General features: G+C 46.5%; 15 protein-coding genes. 5 read left to right on the forward strand and 10 right to left on the reverse strand.

Translation table 11 applies throughout. From position 1 onward, the window contains the following. Positions 1–126: 126 nt before the first annotated feature. The gene (locus tag FEF09_RS25960; protein WP_146307808.1) at positions 127–717 is read right to left on the reverse strand and encodes a hypothetical protein; all 591 of its coding nucleotides are present in this window, start codon (positions 715–717) and stop codon (positions 127–129) included. Positions 718–845: 128 nt separating this feature from the next. Between FEF09_RS25960 and FEF09_RS25965 the strand changes: the two genes are divergently transcribed. Then, the gene (locus tag FEF09_RS25965) at positions 846–3,104 is read left to right on the forward strand and encodes an InlB B-repeat-containing protein (protein ID WP_146307809.1); all 2,259 of its coding nucleotides are present in this window, start codon (positions 846–848) and stop codon (positions 3,102–3,104) included. Between the two features lie 87 nt (positions 3,105–3,191). Here the strand turns inward: FEF09_RS25965 and FEF09_RS25970 are convergent, their stop codons facing one another. Further along, positions 3,192–4,190: a tetratricopeptide repeat protein gene (locus tag FEF09_RS25970; RefSeq protein WP_146307810.1), complete on the reverse strand. Its 999-nt coding sequence runs from the start codon at positions 4,188–4,190 to the stop codon at positions 3,192–3,194. A 122-nt stretch (positions 4,191–4,312) separates the two neighbouring features. On the opposite strand from FEF09_RS25970, the gene FEF09_RS25975 reads away from it, so the two are divergent. From FEF09_RS25975 to FEF09_RS25985, 3 genes are read left to right on the forward strand one after another with little or no spacing between them, the layout of a single operon-like run. Next, the gene (locus tag FEF09_RS25975) at positions 4,313–5,896 is read left to right on the forward strand and encodes a flavin monoamine oxidase family protein (RefSeq protein WP_186774534.1); all 1,584 of its coding nucleotides are present in this window, start codon (positions 4,313–4,315) and stop codon (positions 5,894–5,896) included. Between the two features lie 35 nt (positions 5,897–5,931). Further along, positions 5,932–7,104 carry a pyridoxal phosphate-dependent aminotransferase gene (locus tag FEF09_RS25980; RefSeq protein WP_146307811.1) on the forward strand — a complete coding sequence of 391 codons (1,173 nt, stop codon included), beginning with the start codon at positions 5,932–5,934 and terminating at the stop codon, positions 7,102–7,104. A gap of 12 nt (positions 7,105–7,116) precedes the next feature. Then, positions 7,117–8,100 carry a Hint domain-containing protein gene (locus tag FEF09_RS25985; RefSeq protein ID WP_146307812.1) on the forward strand — a complete coding sequence of 328 codons (984 nt, stop codon included), beginning with the start codon at positions 7,117–7,119 and terminating at the stop codon, positions 8,098–8,100. 58 nt (positions 8,101–8,158) lie between these two features. Here the strand turns inward: FEF09_RS25985 and fusA are convergent, their stop codons facing one another. From fusA to FEF09_RS26000, 3 genes are all read right to left on the reverse strand, one after another. Continuing rightward, complete coding sequence (gene fusA, locus FEF09_RS25990; protein WP_146307813.1) at positions 8,159–10,237, reverse strand: elongation factor G; 2,079 nt, start codon at positions 10,235–10,237, stop codon at positions 8,159–8,161. Positions 10,238–10,750: 513 nt separating this feature from the next. Next, the gene (locus FEF09_RS25995) at positions 10,751–11,614 is read right to left on the reverse strand and encodes an SDR family oxidoreductase (RefSeq protein WP_146307814.1); all 864 of its coding nucleotides are present in this window, start codon (positions 11,612–11,614) and stop codon (positions 10,751–10,753) included. Positions 11,615–11,901: 287 nt separating this feature from the next. Next, entirely contained in the window at positions 11,902–13,056 is a 1,155-nt protein-coding gene (locus FEF09_RS26000; RefSeq protein WP_146307815.1) for an alginate lyase family protein, read from the reverse strand. A 64-nt stretch (positions 13,057–13,120) separates the two neighbouring features. Between FEF09_RS26000 and FEF09_RS26005 the strand changes: the two genes are divergently transcribed. Further along, on the forward strand, positions 13,121–13,948 hold the full coding sequence (locus FEF09_RS26005; RefSeq protein WP_146307816.1) for a hypothetical protein: 828 nt from the start codon (positions 13,121–13,123) through the stop codon (positions 13,946–13,948). A 75-nt stretch (positions 13,949–14,023) separates the two neighbouring features. On the opposite strand, the gene FEF09_RS26010 is transcribed toward FEF09_RS26005, so the two are convergent. The 5 genes from FEF09_RS26010 to FEF09_RS26030 form a co-directional block, all read right to left on the reverse strand. Then, a complete protein-coding gene (locus FEF09_RS26010; protein ID WP_146307817.1) occupies positions 14,024–15,244 on the reverse strand; it encodes an efflux transporter outer membrane subunit in 1,221 nt (406 codons plus the stop codon). Next, complete coding sequence (locus tag FEF09_RS26015; RefSeq protein ID WP_186774535.1) at positions 15,127–15,450, reverse strand: hypothetical protein; 324 nt, start codon at positions 15,448–15,450, stop codon at positions 15,127–15,129. The genes FEF09_RS26010 and FEF09_RS26015 overlap by 118 nt, the downstream gene beginning before the upstream one ends. Before the next feature lie 59 nt (positions 15,451–15,509). Then, positions 15,510–16,457, reverse strand: coding sequence for an efflux RND transporter permease subunit (locus tag FEF09_RS26020; protein ID WP_186774536.1), 948 nt, complete (start codon positions 16,455–16,457; stop codon positions 15,510–15,512). Between the two features lie 108 nt (positions 16,458–16,565). Continuing rightward, the gene (locus FEF09_RS26025) at positions 16,566–16,715 is read right to left on the reverse strand and encodes an efflux RND transporter permease subunit (RefSeq protein WP_146307820.1); all 150 of its coding nucleotides are present in this window, start codon (positions 16,713–16,715) and stop codon (positions 16,566–16,568) included. Between the two features lie 106 nt (positions 16,716–16,821). Next, positions 16,822–17,025: an efflux RND transporter permease subunit gene (locus FEF09_RS26030; protein ID WP_146307821.1), complete on the reverse strand. Its 204-nt coding sequence runs from the start codon at positions 17,023–17,025 to the stop codon at positions 16,822–16,824. Positions 17,026–17,398: the final 373 nt, after the last annotated feature.

The following is a 17,398-nucleotide window of genomic DNA, read 5'->3' on the forward strand; positions in this document are numbered from 1 at the left end:
CACATGAATTACGGGACTAAAGTATTACTTTATTTATTAAGAATACTTCATTTTTATGAGTATAATTCCAGTCCTGCGAAAGCCTGACCAGAATGCCACAAACCTGTATTTAACGCCGTCTGGATCTCATCCCCGAAAACATGGACGATCTCCTGCTGCTACTATGAGAAGGAAAGCTCCCAGCACCCATTTACCCTTTTTACAGGCATAAATTTCATTCCAGCTATCTTCTCCCGACGGCTTCAGCCAGACAACAGATACGTCTTCTTTGCCATCATCATCAAGATCGCCTTCATTTGAAATACGTACATCTGCGCGGCCTATCGGACGGAATTTCGGCGCCCCCTTTCCATGAAAATGTAATTCACAATAAGGCCATGATTCCTCTTCTTCATCCATATTATCAATACTGTCTTTGGCGGACTTACGCTTCTTCGCCATCTTATCATCCACTACTACCAGAAACGCAGCATCCAGTGCATCATCGCCATAAAAATCACTTACCATATGCAGAGAATCTTCTTCATATGCGGAAGCCTCTGCTTCTGCCTCTGCAGGCACGTTATTTTCTTTGTTTATCAATGGGCTGGGCGCAGGATCTGTATTGATGATAGTATCAGACACAATGATTTCATTCGTGGTGTTTTTTGTCTCCGGGTCAGTAGCATTGCATGCAATGGTTAACAATACTAACAAGGGGTACAGGGATGTCTTCATAATACTAAAATAGCATTTTTTTGTCCATTTTAGAGTGGGAACGTTTGCGTAAATATTTACACGTACTTCTGAGCGCACAGCTTTCAAATCCTGTAATTTCAGGATGAAATAAAAACCCCCGTCCCGTTATGAGAACACAACTACTACTGGCACTCGCGTGCCTTCTTGGAGAAGGTATGGCCTATGCACAAACCCCTTTGTATGTTGCCCCCGGCGGCTCCGCCTCCAACCCCGGTACCAACATCAATGCGCCTACTACACTTGCCAATGCATTAGCAACTATTCCTGCCGGCGGCACTATTTATCTGAGAGGAGGCACTTATAGTTTATCCGCATCTGTTATTATTCCTGCCACCAACAATGGTACAGCTTCTGCTAACAAAAACGTTGTTGCCTACAGCACAGAAGTACCTGTACTTAACTTCTCCGCACAGGCGATCGCTGACGCGAACCGCGGACTGGTACTGGATGGCGATTACTGGCATTTTACCGGTATCACCATTACTGGTGCAGGTGATAACGGTATGCTGCTGGCTGGCAATAACAACATCATTGAGAAATGTATCTTTAGTAAAAACCATGACAGCGGCTTACAACTCAGCCGCTATGTAACGAGTAACACGACGATTGGCTCATGGCCATCCAACAACCTCATTTTAAACTGTGAGGCATTTGACAATCAGGATCCTGATAATGAAGATGCAGATGGTTTCGCAGCTAAACTGACCTGTGGCACCGGCAACATCTTCAGAGGCTGTATTTCCCACCACAATATTGATGATGGATGGGACCTCTATGCAAAAGACGATACAGGCCCTATCGGCCCCGTAACCATCGACAATTGCGTGGCTTACAGCAATGGTACACTCAGTACCGGCAGTACCTCCGGTAATGGTGATAAAAATGGCTTTAAACTCGGCGGCTCCGGTATTGCCGTTAATCACATCATACGTCGCAGTGTAGCGTTTAACAACGGGCACCACGGATTTACTGACAATAACAACCCCGGTAATATCGAAGTGACCAACAACACCAGCTATAACAATGCGGAATCCAACTTTAACTTCAGAGAAGGCAGTACTGCCACCTTCCGCAATAACCTCTCTTTCAATGCCGGCTCCAGCGATAAGAGCAATGGTACGGAGGTGGGTAGTAGCAATGTGTGGTGGAAAAACAATGTCAGCACCAATAGTGGTGGGTTGGTCGTGAGCAGTGCCGACTTTATTTCTACCTCACCATCTGTAGGCAAAAACACGGATGGTAGTCCGAATCTGGGTAACTTTCTTGCTCTGGCTTCCGGTAGTGATATGATCAACACAGGTGTTATCACCAGTGGCATTACTTATAGCGGTTCTGCCCCGGACATAGGCGCCCGTGAGTCAGGCAGTACCACCAATCCCGGTACATATGCGCTCAGCATCACTGCATCTCCGTCTGCGGGTGGGTCCGTAACGGCCAGTCCGAATGCATCTTCTTATGCAGCGGGTACGGTAGTGACACTCACCGCAGCTCCTGCCAGTGGTTACACCTTCTCCGGATGGAGTGGCGCAGCCAGTGGCACGGCTACAACAACGACAGTGACCATGAATAACAACCTCGCTGTTACAGCCAGTTTCACCGCCAATAACGGTGGCGGTGGTGGTAATACCATCCGGATCGACGATGCGGCTACTACTACAGGCGGTTATTGTGGTGCGGATGGCAGTCGTCAGAACAGTTATAGCGGTGCCGATGGAGGGTACTATATCAATCTGTCCAACTCCGCTTCCAAAGGCGTGAATTATAGTATTACCGTGCCTGCAGCCGGTACTTATTCCTTTGTATGGAGATATGCCAACGGTGGTGCAAATGTTTCCACCACAGCAAGACTGCTGGTAAATGGCAATACCGCCATATCCGCCTTATCATTTCCTAAAACAAGCGCATGGACATCCTGGACAACAACAGGCGCTGTTACAGCTACGCTGGCGGCGGGTACAAATACCGTACGTATAGAGACGACTTCCGCTACGGAATTTGCGATCATCGACTGGCTGGAAGTAACTGGAAACAGTCCTGCTGCGGGTACCTGTGGCAGCACCTTACTCAACAGCCTGTCTTATAAAGCAACAACAGCAGCAACAACTGTTATCAATGAAGCTGCGAAAGTCTATCCAAACCCTGTAATGAACAATGCGACTATCAGTTTCTATAATCAAAAGGAAACAAGGGTGGCAGTGAAAGTATTTGATGCCAATGGTGCACTGATTAACAATGTAAGCAACCAGCTTTATCCTGCTGGTCACAATCAGATCAATGTTGACTGTAGCAGATTAGTGAAAGCGGTTTACTTTATCAGAGTAGAAAGGAATGGTAACAACGAAACATTAAGAGTGATAAAACAATAAAAACCTTACCGGATAAACTTCGGTAGTTCCCTCTAAGCAAGGCCTGATCTGTACAGATCAGGCTTTCTATGTGTCTTTATACATTTATTACACGGTCCAATGCTCCCTGCGGATAATCTCCTCCAATCGTACTTTATCTTCCGTCATCTGTGGCTCAAGCTCCAGCTGTTGCATCAGACTATAGCTGTTAATCACCCCTTCCTTAAACCATGGCATTTCCCGGCTCAGGGTCATGAACTTGGCAAATGCCTTCATATAATCACCTTTCTGCACAAGATAAGTGGCATGGGCAGAACGGAAATGTGGATAATGATAAAATTCACAGGCAATACTATCCCAGAGGGACTCTGTCACAGCAGTATCTCCTCTCAGCATGGCAACTGCGTATACCGGTGAATGTAGCAGGTCACTATCAAACCCCACCAGTTCGTGAATGGTCAGAGACTTTCTGGCATCACTTGTCAGTTTGATCTTCAACACCTCATTATACATATCGTGTGCCCGTTCCTGTTGATGGGTATGATGCCAGATATCTCCCAGCAGGATCTTCGCTTTCATATGATTAGGCACCAGACTAAGCGCCTTTTCCGCCCTTTCCTGCGCCTCTTTGTATCTGGTCAGGATAAAATACGCCCTTGCCACTGCCATATGGAAATTGGCGTCAGTCAGGTCCGGGCCGGTCGCATGTTCTGCTGCAATCTTCAGGGCGTGCTCCGGATAGCGATCAATGTTATAGCGCTCAATTACCTGCCATAACTTCAAAGACTCTCCGATGGAGTTGTCCAGTACTTTGTAAATGATCCCCCTTTTGTCCCAGATTGATTTTGCCTGCTTCCATTCTTCAAATGCTTCCGGAAAAGCCAATGCGAAGGGAATCACTTCGTTTGTCTCTTCCGAACGTACCCGCATGTTCATATCCCCCCTTGGCCGGCTTGTATAACGGGAAGCTGCGGCGAGGAATTCTTTGTCAAAAATGTCGATGTCTGTCAATGCTGACGCGGGAACGGCCCGCTTTTTCCTGTTGTTTCGAAGGCCAAATAGATTAGCGAAAAAGCCCATAGTCGATATAGCTGTATTGTTCCGCAAGATATATAAATTATATACATATTAATTATTATACCATTTGAATAAATTCTAAGATTCAGTCAACAAATCTTTTTAAATTAGAGACGCAAGGGAAGTATTCAGAATTTATATATATCAACCAAATGTCTATCTCAAGAAGAGCCTTCTTATCCCAAACCGGGAAAGTTGCGGCTGCCTATCCGGCTATGCTGGCATTAGGAATGCTGCCTGCTGCTCCCGCCCATGCCTTCGCACTTCAGGGCACGGGCAACGGTAAACGTATTGTTATCCTCGGCGCAGGTCTGGCCGGACTCACTGCCGCCTACGAACTCACAAAACTCGGCTATCAGTGTACCCTGCTCGAAGCAAGGAACAGGGCCGGCGGCAGATGCTGGAGTATCCGGAAAGGGACTGTTCATCAGGAAACAGACATCCCTCCGCAAACCGCCTCCTTTGACGACGGTATGTATTTTAATGCCGGTCCCTCCCGTATTCCGCATCATCACGAACTGACCATGCATTACTGCCGGGAACTACAAGTACCCATACAGGTGTACAATAACGTCAATGAAGCTACTTACCTTTTCGCCGAAGGCAATGGCCCCCTGTCCAATAAAAAGATCAGAGCCCGGGAAATCCATAATGACCTCCGTGGTTATACAATGGAATTGCTGGCCAAAGCAGTCGATCAGCAGAAAATTGATACGGCCCTCTCCAAAGAAGACACCCGGAAAATACTGGAATACCTCCGGGCAGAAGGCGGCCTTAATATCGATAAACTCTACAAAGCTTCCGACCGGAGAGGTTTTACCGAACAACCCGGCGCGGGAGATAAACCGGGCAAAATAGGCGATCCGCATAAACTGGCGGATATCATTTCCTCCGGACTGGCCGATCCGGACTTTTATAACGTGGCGGAGTACACGTATGAACTTCAGATGACCATGTTTCAGGCGGTAGGTGGTATGGATAATATTGCCAAAGCGTTTGAACAACGTGTTGGTAAAATGATCAGGTACAATTGTGAGGTGACGGACATCCTTAATCAGCCGGAAGGCGTAAAAGTGCTTTACAAGGATAAAAAAGGCAATGGAGCCATACAGGCGGATCTGTGCATCTGCACCCTGCCAATGCCCATACTAAGCAATATCCGGCATAACTTCTCTTCTGATGTAAGCCGGGCTATCGACTACATACCCTACATGGTCACCGGAAAGATCGGGATGCAATTCAAAAGAAGGTTCTGGGAAGAAGATGAACAGATCTTCGGGGGTATTACCCATACCAATAATGAACTTACCCAGATCTTTTATCCCTCGTACGACTATCTCAGTAAAAAAGGGATTCTGCTAGGTTACTATAATTTCCATGACAAGGCAAAACGGGTCGGTAATCTGACACACGCAGAAAGGGAGAAACTCGCCATGGAAAAAGGAAGTCTGATACATCCCCAGTATCCGAAGGAGTTTGAAAGTTCTTTTTCTGTCAGCTGGCACAAGACGCCTTACAGTATGGGCGGATGGGGTTTATACACCGGTGCCTCCCGGCAGACACACTATAAAAGCTTATTACAACCAGACAAACAGGTATACTTCGCAGGTGAACATACCACCTACCTCAATGCCTGGATGGCAGGTGCATTCGAATCAGCCAGAAGAACAGTAGCTGATATACACGCCCGCGTAACAGATCAACGTATTTCCTATCCCACTGCCACCGGCAGCTGACGTATAGATATTCTTTACAACCAAAACGAATTGCTATGAGTACCACCAACTCCATGAACAGACGTAACTGGCTGAAAACAACAGCGCTGTTTACCGGGGGATTCACCATGCTTCCACCAGCCCTCAGCCGGCTGCAGGCAGCACCCATTGCCAGCAATAGCACTGCTTATGCCACAGACTTCATCATTTCGCCCAAATTACCGGTAAATCTGAAAGCCCGGCTATTTGCCAACGAAAACCCTTTCGGGCCCTCTCCGGCGGCTAAAAAGGCCATTATGGAGGCTGTAACCACCAGTTATCAATATCCCATCAGACTAATCCCTGAACTGGAAGAAAAAATCTGTGCGCATGAAGGTATCACCCCCGATATGCTCATGATCAGCTCCGGTTCTTCACCATTGTTGCTAGGCACTGCGGTGAGTCTCTTGGGAAGTGGTGGCAATATCGTCACTGCCGATCCTACCTACGACGATCTCCCTACGCGCTGTGAAAAGGTCAACGCCAAATGGATCAAAGTTCCTCTGACCAAAAACTATACACACGATCTGGATGCCATGGAACAAGCCATCACGGCCGACACCAAACTCGTCTACATCTGTAATCCAAACAATCCTACCGGTACCATCGTTGATAAAGATAAACTCAAGACCTTCTGCGAAAGGGTATCTCAGAAAGCGACCGTATTTGTTGATGAGGCTTACATCGACTATCTGCCGGATGCAGACAGTACAACCCTCATCGGTAATGTGAAGAAAGGACAGAACATCATCGTCGCCCGTACCTTTTCAAAAGTATACGGTCTGGCGGGACTTCGCATCGGATATATTATTGCCCCTCCGGCGATTATTGCCAGACTCCAACCCAATACCTCCTGTAGCTGGGCAGCCCTCTCCGCACCGGCTATCAGCGGTGCACTGGCCAGTTATCAGGACAAAGCCTATATGCAGGAAGTAGTGGCAAAGACCAATGAAAGCAAACAATTCCTGTATGAGACGTTGAAGGCAGAAGGGTATACATACATCCCTTCCAATACCAACTTCGTCATGTTTCCGCTTAAAATGGATGGTGAACGCTTTCAGGAAGAAATGATGAAACGGAGCGTAGGCTTACGTAACTGGAAAATGAACAATAATCACTGGTGCAGGATCAGCATCGGCCGGATGGATGAAATGCAGGCATTCGCAGCCGCATTCAAGGAATTATCTTAACAAAATCATTGTATGAAAAAATATCTGCTGACATTACTTTGTTCTTTCCTCCTCGTACAATTGCTGGCACAGTCCCGTCCCATGACAATGGCAGAATATGTGAAAGCAAAATCATTTACCGTAAAAGATCTCGATAACGACACCTACGTCAAATTCAACAATGAATACGTACTGGACCGCTATGAGATGCGTAAACCCTATCTCATCACCGGCGATGATGGTCAGAAGAAAAGAATTGACCTCTACCGGCTGGTAGCCAAAGACAGTATGCTGGATATTGCTACCGTTATCTTCTACACCAATGAAGCCGGAAAGTTGTACACAGCCGTCATGCCTCTGTTCAATAGTAATGCTGACATTTGGAATCAATATTTTGAAGACATTCACGCCACCGACAAAGTAGAGAAGAACTATGTATTGAAACTCTCTTATGTACTGTCCAAAGAATTCAGTTACCAGCTATATAAGTCCATGAATGCGGGTAAAGATGTAAAAGAAGAAGCGGGCACTTATGGCACAGACATCTGCTTCCCCGGTGATCAACTCGTCAATCTGGCTGATGGCACACAAAAAGCATTGCGGGATATCCGTCCGGGAGATGCAATTATCAGTCCGGATGCCAATACACATCAGACCAGCACCATCCGTGTAAAAGAACTGGTACAACATACCGCAGACAACTACGCGATCACCCGGCTGCTGGTCATACATGCAACAGAAAACAATATAGCCGGCATACATGAAGTGTCGTTATCAAATAAAGTATTACAGGCTACGCCTAATCATCCTGTACTGACCGTAGCAGGCAAAAAACAAATGGGCGCAGTCAGTACCGGCGACCAGCTACTTTGTATGGATGAACACACCAAAACACTCGTCACATATACCGTTGTTAATAAGACAGAGTCTGCCGGTGGAAAACAACCGGTCTACAATATCATCGCAGAAGGAGGAGATGCCTTCATGATGAATAATATCATGGTTTTGCAGAAATAAACCAGATAGCGGTAAAGATAAAAGGCAGTCCACCATTGGCGGACTGCCTTTCTTTTTATCAGATCGTTGCCAGTACTTTACCGGCAATGTTATCAGGCACCAGCTGATAATCCTGGAATGTTACGGAAGCAGCGGCTCTTCCGGATGACAGCGTACGCAGCGTTGTCACATATCCAAACAGATCGGACAAAGGCGCTTCTGCCTTGATATACTGGGCACTCGCCTTCATTTCCATTCCTTTGATCACACCACGGCGTCTGTTAAGATCACCAGTGATAACACCGGTATGTTCTTCAGGCAGGGTTACTTCCACACTCATGAAAGGTTCCAGTAAACGGGGAGCAGCTTTCATGGCGGCATGACGGAAGCCCAGTATGGCAGCATGTTCGAAATCCTGCGCATGGGAGTCTTTCACATGGACAGATCCATCCAGCAAACGCACTTTCATGGACTGTACCGGATAACCCGCCAATGCACCCGTCTTCATCGCTTCTTCAAATCCTTTCTTCACAGAAGGAATGAACTCACGCGGGATCGCTCCGCCAGTTACCTCATTCACAAACTCAAGCCCTGCCTGTCCATCTTCACGTGGAGATAGTTCAAACACAATTTCTGCGAAACTACCGGAACCACCGTTCTGCTTACTATATACTTCCTTGTGTTCAATCGCCTGCGTGAACATTTCCTTATAGGCAATCTGTGGCTGTCCTTTACTGATCTCCACATGATAGTTGGTTGTCAGTTTTTCCAACACTACTTCAAGATGCAATTCACCCATACCTTTCAGGATGGTCTGACCGGAAGCAGGATCCACACTGACACTCAGAGTAGGATCTTCCTCTACCAGTTTCGATAGCGCTTCACTCAGCTTGTTCACATCTTTCGCCACTTTTGCTTCAATCGCATAACCAATCATTGGTTCAGGGAAACTGATCTTTTCCAGTAACACCGGTTGATCCGGATCAGACAACGTGTCGCCTGTGCGCACATCTTTCAATCCTACAACAGCGCCAATATCACCGGCAGTGATGGCATCTGCAGTTTCATATTTGTCGGACATGATACGCATCAGCCGACTGATACGTACGTGTTTACCGGTGCGGCTGTTCCATACGGAGTCACCTGTGCGTAATACACCGGAATACACTCTGACCATCGTCAGCTTACCGGCATAATCATCAGAGATGATCTTAAATGCCAGCGCAGCAAACGGACTTTCTTCAGCAGCTGTCAGCATTTTACTTGCTGCTGTGTCGGCATCTACCGCATGTATCTGCGGCATATCTACCGGAGCAGGCAGATAACGCACTACCGCATCCAGTAAGGGTTGTACCCCCTTATTACGATAAGCAGCACCTGCCAGTACGGGTATCACCTGCATCTGCAGGGTCGTCTGACGTAAGGCACGATAGATATCTGCTACAGCTACTGTAGCCGGATCATTCGTGTAACTTTCAAAGATCGTCTCATCATATAAAGACAGTTCTTCCAGCAACGCTACACGTGCCTGCATCGCTTCCTCCTGCATATGTGCAGGGATATCTGTGATGGAATAGGACTTCCCATCATCACCATTCCAGACGTACGCCTTCATAGTGATCAGGTCAATCACACCAGAGAAATCATCTTCAGCACCAATTGGTATTTGTACGGGTACCGCATTTGCATGTAACATATCACGGATCTCTTTCACTACACGACGGAAGTCAGCACCTTGTCTGTCCATCTTGTTGATCATAATAATACGGGGTACATTATAACGGTTTGCCTGTTGCCATACAGTTTCAGATTGCGGCTGCACACCTGATTTCGCACAGAAGACAGCAATAGCGCCGTCCAGCACACGCAGGGAACGTTCTACTTCAGCAGTGAAGTCAACGTGACCCGGTGTATCAATAATATTCACCTGATATTTATTATTATCCAATTGCCAGTAAGTAGTGATCGCAGCAGAAGAGATGGTGATACCTCTCTTTTCTTCCTGCGGATCGCTGTCCATCACAGTATTTCCTTCATCTACGCTACCCAGCTTGTGTGTAAGACCAGTATAATAAAGCATGCGTTCAGTAACAGTTGTTTTACCTGCATCGACATGCGCCATGATTCCTATATTTCTGAAGTTATCCAATCGTTTCATTGTTGTTGATTTAAAAGCCAAATAAAAAAGCCTTCCGTTCTGGTAACGGAAGGCTTCTCGCAATATGCAAAGCACTGACGTTACCGGACTTGCGGTTTAAATAAAATTGTCAATGTTTTGATAATAGCTTTCATATTGCTTGTTATAAATAATGTTATCAGTAAACTGTAAATAGTGGGAGAATGGGGGAGACAAATAAAAAGGCCTCTTCGGGTGAAGAGGCCTCTGAAGAATATCCAGACACAATAATTAACCTCTTACATCCGGGCAAGGATCTGCCTCCCCGTTCTTAATTAAGACAATACAGGTGCTGGCAATTACTGCTCTTATTGCAGCACTTGCGTTGAACGCTGATTGATATGTAAGAATGTTATTCATTGTGATTAATTGCTTTTAAAAATCGTGTACAAATGTACGAAGAATTTCGATATAAAAATCAATCTCTGCAAGGTGCTGCTTTAACACATGGTCAACATCAGCACTAACTAATTGAATGATATGCGATTAATTTTATTAAAGAGAAAGACCATAACTTGCTGTCCATTTTTCTTTGATCGCGGCTCTTGCTTCCACAAATTCTTTATCCGTTCCCTGTGCAATAGCATCCAAAGGATAACGCAGCGGACGGGTACCTTTCTCCATATTCACCAGTGCCAGTACACCATCTGCAATTACCTGCGGATCCATATTGAATTCAGCCATCTTACCAAATAAAGCGGTACCAATCGCACCAAACAGTTGTTGTGCCGGCTCTCCGTATTCAGCAGTGATATTTTCTTTATCTGCATGCACACCTGCCTTTCCACCGTTATTCATCTCTGTCGGATAAACACCCGGTTGTATAGATACGTTTTCAATACCGTACTGTTTCAATTCATGCTGTGCTCCTTCAGTAATAGTCTCTACTGCAAACTTACCCATCAGATAAGGCACCATAAAAGGCAATGTGAAGCCACTTGCACCGGAGGTAAGATTAATGATCAATCCATTCTTTTCTTTACGCATGGATGGCAATACAGCCTGATAAGTACGTATTACGCCATATACGTTCACTTCTTCCATCTTTTTGATCTGATCGATGGACCATGATTCCAGTAATCCGAAACCGGATACTGCCGCGTTATTCACCAACACGTCAATTTTACCATATTTTGCCAGTACAGTATTGATGGCGTTCTGCACAGAGGCATCTTCTGTTACGTCCAGTTCTACTACATCTACATTAGGTACTTCACTCAGTTCTTTGGCCACAGCAGCATTCCTGTCTTTAACGCCTCTCATCCCTGCGATAACGGTGTGTCCTGCTTTCGCCAGACTAAGGGTCATTAATTTACCAAAACCGGTGCTGGTGCCTGTGATCAGTATTATCTTTTTCATGATTACAATATTTTTGTTGTTGATTTTTTGTTTTGTTTACAACACAAAATTGCATCATGTCCGGCCCTTGCCCATTGATTTATATTGGTTAATTTCGTTGATATTTGTCAATGAAACCTCCCCCGCTTATTTCCTTATATAACTATAGTCAGACTATACTAATGCTACCTTAATGCTACGTTTGAAACGTAGCATTAAGGTAGCATTAGTATAGTCTGACTATAGTAAAAGACGCATTCAATCAGCTTTCAGCATCGCTGTCTGACTGAAGCGACTACATATATCAGCTACAACCATATCAGGGGATGTCTCACAGGTAAGTTTCTTATAACTTCTGCATTGGAAGGCTGGTGATCCAGCTTTTTCCATGTATCCAGCCATGCTTTTTGCTGCCAGATATTAGCGCCAAATACCAGAAACGGATGTGCGACCGGCCATTCCTCCCAATACATCACATCGGGCTTTTCAGGCCATTTACGCTTGTCTGCCACATAGGGGTACAGAAACTCAATCCCCTTACGGATAGTCCTGCCATCGGGCAGCTGATACGTCCACAAGGAATGCTCAGCGTCAGACAGTATCTGACAGATCATCACCATCGCATCAAGGTTAAAAAGGGAATATCCATAAGGTTTTGTTCTGGCCAGTTCCAGCGGAAAGCTCCCATCCGCAGCCATCTGAGCAGGCAGTAAAACTTCCTTATATCTGTTCCTGCAGAATTGTAACAACGCAGTATCTCCGGTCAGCCGGGCAAAACTGGCCACCTGCATTACCCAACAGGTGCCATGATTATTTTTTGCATTCATCTCATCCTTCCCATAAGGATGGCTTGTCAGCCATTGCAGATAGTCTCCGAACCATCGCCTGATACCTGCGAGTAAAGTCTTGTCAAAAACAGCCGCATCCTGCATCACCAATACGCCCTGTGCTACTTCCATCAGATGAATCGTATCAATGATACCGATGCCTCTGCCGGTAAAACGACCTTTAATAGCCTGTGCATATAACAGGTTGGGATGCATGAGCGTAGCTGTATCAGTAAACCACGCTTTGAGATGCACCTGCGCAGCCACGACGTATCGCGGATCTCCTGTAATACGGTAAGCCGAGGCCAGTGCGCCGATAATACGGCTGAAGCGGATCATAGCCAACCGGTGTGCAATAAAGTTATCGGGGTTAGTCATGCCATCCCTTTGTACATACGGACTATCCGGCTGACCAGCAACAGGCCACCAGTAATCGCCCTCGGAGTAAAAATCATGCTGGCCACCGGCGCTACGTGCACAGCTCTGTGCCGTTACCGTCTCAGGTAGCTGCTGTAAAGCCCAGCCGGCCTCTGTGAGTACCTGCTTACGCAGGATTGCTGTAATGGATTTATCGGGTGGAGCAGGCACAAATGCACCGCAACACAACAGCATCAGTAATAAGATTAAGTTTTTCATGGGTTATTAACGTGAACTGATCACATAATACAAAACCCGGCTGATATTTCCCTAACTTGCCCGTATGATGAACAAACTTCCTGTTATCCTGCTGGCAATATTGTTGAGCGCCTGTGCCCAAACAACCCTTCAACCTGTCATGGTTGCAAAAAAAATCTTTCAGGTGAATGCAGACCCAAAATTCATCAGTGAGCATAGTACCGGGGATTATAGGGGTAGTCCCAGCGGACGGGATCTTCCTGCGGATATGCAGCGATCCTTTCTGCTCCTGCAACAACGCGATGAAAGTAGTACAGTAGCTCTCAACCTCAGACAAGGCAATCTTATCGCTGATAAATACCTCTTTTTTACCAAAGACAGCGGTAGCTGGAAATTAGCCGGTATTGGCACCCCCACACTGGCAAGGCTCCATGTAAGGAAACTACGGAGTATGCAGGCCTTATCACCTGCTGCGCTGGATAGCACCCTGCGGGAAGCGCAACAGTACGCCGATCCGGAATATAAAACTAAAGAGGAATTTGACTTTATCGTCAATAGCCTGCAGTTGAAATTAGCGCCTGATGACACATTGATCGCACATTTCAATAAATACCGGCCTGCGTTTGATAGTCTGCTGACAGCTGCCAGACAGGCACTCCAACATCCGCATGATGAATACAACTCATTGGTCAATACAAAAACACCGGTATACCGTCCTTTACTGATCAGTAATATCAGTACGGGAGGATTTCTTCCGGAACAATGTATCGACTTCCATATTCTTTACGATCAGGTAGGCTATCTCTATACACCGGACGAAAAATATCTGCCTGAACTGCGACCGGATAAAGTGATGATGCTAAGAAAACTTGGTAAGGGATGGTATCTGTATAAAGTAGCCATCTATCTGTAAGACTAAAAGGTGAAGGGCCGACCAGCGTAAGTAAACTTACGGGTCAGCCCTTGTTCTTCACCGGATAAGGAAGCATTAATTCCAGCCACCACCCAAAGACCGGTAAAGGTCTATAACAGCTGTCAGCTGTGCTCTTCTGATGGCAGCCAGTTCCAATTCTCCAGACAGTGCATTTCCCTGTGCGGTCAATACTTCGAGGTAATTGGCCATCCCATTTTTAAATAACATGCCCGCGTTGCTGGTAGCTACCTGTAGCTTATCTACACGCGCCTGTGCAATGACCTGTTGTTTTCCCAGCTTATCTACACTCACCAAAGCATCTGCTACTTCCTGATAGGCGGTCAGTACAGACTCGCGGAACTGGTACACCGCCTGTTCTCTTTGCAGCTTCGCTACATTATACTGCGTACGGAGTGCTCTTTTCTGTAATAATGGCTGTGCGATTCCACCGGCTACCACACCAAATAAAGAGGATGGCAGATTGAACCAGTTACTCGCTTTGAGAGAATTCAGCCCACCCTGCGCAGATATCGTCAGAGAAGGATACATATAAGCTTTTGCCAGTCCTATTCTTGCGCTGGCAGCATTCAGTTCCAGTTCTGCACTTTTTACATCCGGACGGCGGCTCAGCATATCGGCAGGCAATCCCACGCCTATCTGTTCCGGCATTTGCAGCAGATCCAGCTTTCCTGTTCTTGGAATAGCCTGCGGTGCGATACCGATAAGTACACTCAGCGCATTTTCCTGTTCAGTGATCGCCTGTTCCAGTTTTGGTACCAGCTGCGCAGCTACCAGTTGCTGTGCTTCTGTTTGCTGGACTGCCAGCGAAGATGTCATGGCAGATGCATACTGCAGGCGGACGATATTCAAAGTACTATCATACAATGCGAGGTTTTTCCGGGCAATATCCAGCTGAAAATCCAACATCAGCAGATTATAGTAACCTGTTGCAATACCTGCCACCAGCATCGTTTGTACACCCTTACGCGCTTCCTGCGTCTGCAGATATTGCGCCAGCGCTTCCCGTTTCTGATTTTTCACTTTTCCCCAGATATCAGCTTCCCATGATACTGACAGAGCCGCGGTATAATTGTCCAGATTATTGGTACCGAGGAACTGAGAGGCTGTCAGGCCGTTCAGACTATTATCAGACGGAATACTGTTGCTGGAGGCAATACTCAGGCCCACTTCAGGTAATAAGCCGCTTTTTGCTTTTTTAAACCGCTCATTCGCGATCTCAATATCCTTGATGGTAATAAGGAGATCATTATTTTTGCCAGCGCAGTGTCTATTAATGCTTCCAGTTCTTTATTGGCCAGAAACTGCCGCCATGGAAGGGCGGCAATGCTTTTTTCAGCATTGCCACCTATATCGTTCCTGAAAGTACCTGTCTGGACAACAGACAGATCGCTGGTATTCTTTGGCTGTGCATAAGCACTCAGCACGGATGCAAGAGAGATCGATAAGACCAGCCCTGCGTTGAATATATAATGCGTTTTCATTGTCGTAATTGTTAGTTTTTGAATATCAATCACCAGCGCTTCTTCATGATGACTGGAGGTCACCGCGTCATCTGCCGGTTTGGGAGATACTTTTTCATGGAGATACTGGAACAGTACGAACAGTACCGGTATAATAAACACACCAGTAATACCCCTGTGATCATACCTCCGGCAGCGCCCACACTGATAGAGTGGTTACCTGCAGCAGAAGGACCAGTTGCCCGCATCATTGGCAGAATACCTGCCACGAAGGCGATAGAGGTCATGATGATAGGACGCAACCTCGCTTTTGCTGCCTCAATAGCTGCATTTACAAGGGTCTCTCCGGCATGCCTGCGTTGGACGGCAAACTCCACGATCAGGATGGCATTTTTAGCGAGCAATCCGATCAGCATGATCAGTGCCACCTGTACATAAATGTTATTCTCAATACCCGCCATACCGATCGCAGAGAACACGCCGATCACACCTGTCGGGATAGACAATAACACAGACAATGGCAGGATGTAACTGTTATACTGTGCAGACACAGAAGTAGACGAATACCAGAGAAAGCAGGAAAATAAACAGTGACTGTCCACCGAAATGATCTCTTCTCTTGTCACACCGGAGAACTCATAAGAGTAACCCGCAGGCAAAGTCTGTGCTGCCACTTCTTCCACTGCCCTGATGGCATCACCTGTACTATAACCGGGCTTCGGATTGGCATTCATCGGAATGGAATTGTAGAGGTTATAGCGGGTCACGGTTTCTGGTCCGAGTACTGGTTTCAGACTCACCAGTGAACTGATAGGGACCATTTGTCCGGCGGCATTCTTCACCGAGATATTATCCAGTGAGGAAGGATTCGCACGTTCTCCCTTTTCAGCCTGTAATACGACCCTGTAATATTTTCCGAAGCGGTTGAAATCGGATACCTGCTGACTACCATAATAAGCCTGCATAGATCTGATCACCACATCCACATCTACCCGCAGCTGCGCTGCTTTCTCTTCATCTATTACCATTTCCAGCTGTGGATAATCGGCACGGAAAGCAGTATAAGCCAGTGCTATTCTTTCCGTTGATTCAACGCTGCCAGGAATTTGCCGGATACTGCACTGAACTGATCCAGTTTACCACCTGTACGATCCGTAAGGCGAATCAAGACCGTCTACGTTACCAAAACCGGGAACGGTTGGCAGGGTGAAGATGATGATATTAGCGCCTTTGATATCTGCTACACGCTTTCGCATGTCATTCATAATGTCATTCAGGTCACTCATTTCTCCACGGTCTTTCTAGGAACCATAAAGGCGACTGCGGAAGAAGGACTGGTAGCGTTGGTGAAGATATTCAGTCCGCTGATCTGTGTAAAACTCTTGACCACTTTCATTGGATCAGGCGGTCATTGATCTGTTTCATTACCTGTTGGGTACGTTCCTGAGAGATCCCGGAGCAGTGTAACGATACGGCTGCAAAGTTCTGGTCTTCAGAAGGGATGAAGCCTGTACGGGTATTATGTACCAGCATGGCTGAAACCAAAGTAACCAGTACCAGCCCTGATATACCAATCCATTGTGTTTTAAGAGCCATTTCAGGCCTTTTACGTAACGATTGGTCACACTTTCAAAGCCTACATTAAAAGCGGCAAAGAAGCGTTTTTGAAGCTGCTTTTATCGATTGGCTCACCGTCATGGTGTACATTTCTCAGAAATAATGCGCCGTGCAGGACTCAATGTAAGCGCATTGATGGCTGAGATGAAGATGGCGATAGCAGTGTAAAGGCAAATTGTTTATAGAACACACCTGCTGATCCCTGCATAATCTACCGGCAGGAATACTGCTGCCATGACGAGGGTATAGAAATGATGGCTGGTGTAATCTCATGCATAGCTGATAAAGTCGCTGATCTGGCCCCCATTTTCTTTGCTCCATTTTGGCGTGGACCGCCTCCACGACGACGATC

The organism is Chitinophaga pinensis, from assembly GCF_007896845.1.
GTDB lineage: Bacteria > Bacteroidota > Bacteroidia > Chitinophagales > Chitinophagaceae > Chitinophaga > Chitinophaga pinensis_C.

Coding starts and splice junctions, on each gene's coding strand:
- fusA (WP_146307813.1), bottom strand. CDS start 10,237: ATGAAACGATTGGATAACTTCAGAAATATAGGAATCATGGCGCATGTC.
- FEF09_RS25960 (WP_146307808.1), bottom strand. CDS start 717: ATGAAGACATCCCTGTACCCCTTGTTAGTATTGTTAACCATTGCATGC.
- FEF09_RS26030 (WP_146307821.1), bottom strand. CDS start 17,025: ATGGCTCTTAAAACACAATGGATTGGTATATCAGGGCTGGTACTGGTT.
- FEF09_RS26000 (WP_146307815.1), bottom strand. CDS start 13,056: ATGAAAAACTTAATCTTATTACTGATGCTGTTGTGTTGCGGTGCATTT.
- FEF09_RS25965 (WP_146307809.1), top strand. CDS start 846: ATGAGAACACAACTACTACTGGCACTCGCGTGCCTTCTTGGAGAAGGT.
- FEF09_RS25985 (WP_146307812.1), top strand. CDS start 7,117: ATGAAAAAATATCTGCTGACATTACTTTGTTCTTTCCTCCTCGTACAA.
- FEF09_RS26025 (WP_146307820.1), bottom strand. CDS start 16,715: ATGAGTGACCTGAATGACATTATGAATGACATGCGAAAGCGTGTAGCA.
- FEF09_RS25995 (WP_146307814.1), bottom strand. CDS start 11,614: ATGAAAAAGATAATACTGATCACAGGCACCAGCACCGGTTTTGGTAAA.
- FEF09_RS26020 (WP_186774536.1), bottom strand. CDS start 16,457: ATGGTAATAGATGAAGAGAAAGCAGCGCAGCTGCGGGTAGATGTGGAT.
- FEF09_RS26015 (WP_186774535.1), bottom strand. CDS start 15,450: ATGAAAACGCATTATATATTCAACGCAGGGCTGGTCTTATCGATCTCT.
- FEF09_RS25975 (WP_186774534.1), top strand. CDS start 4,313: ATGTCTATCTCAAGAAGAGCCTTCTTATCCCAAACCGGGAAAGTTGCG.
- FEF09_RS25980 (WP_146307811.1), top strand. CDS start 5,932: ATGAGTACCACCAACTCCATGAACAGACGTAACTGGCTGAAAACAACA.
- FEF09_RS26005 (WP_146307816.1), top strand. CDS start 13,121: ATGATGAACAAACTTCCTGTTATCCTGCTGGCAATATTGTTGAGCGCC.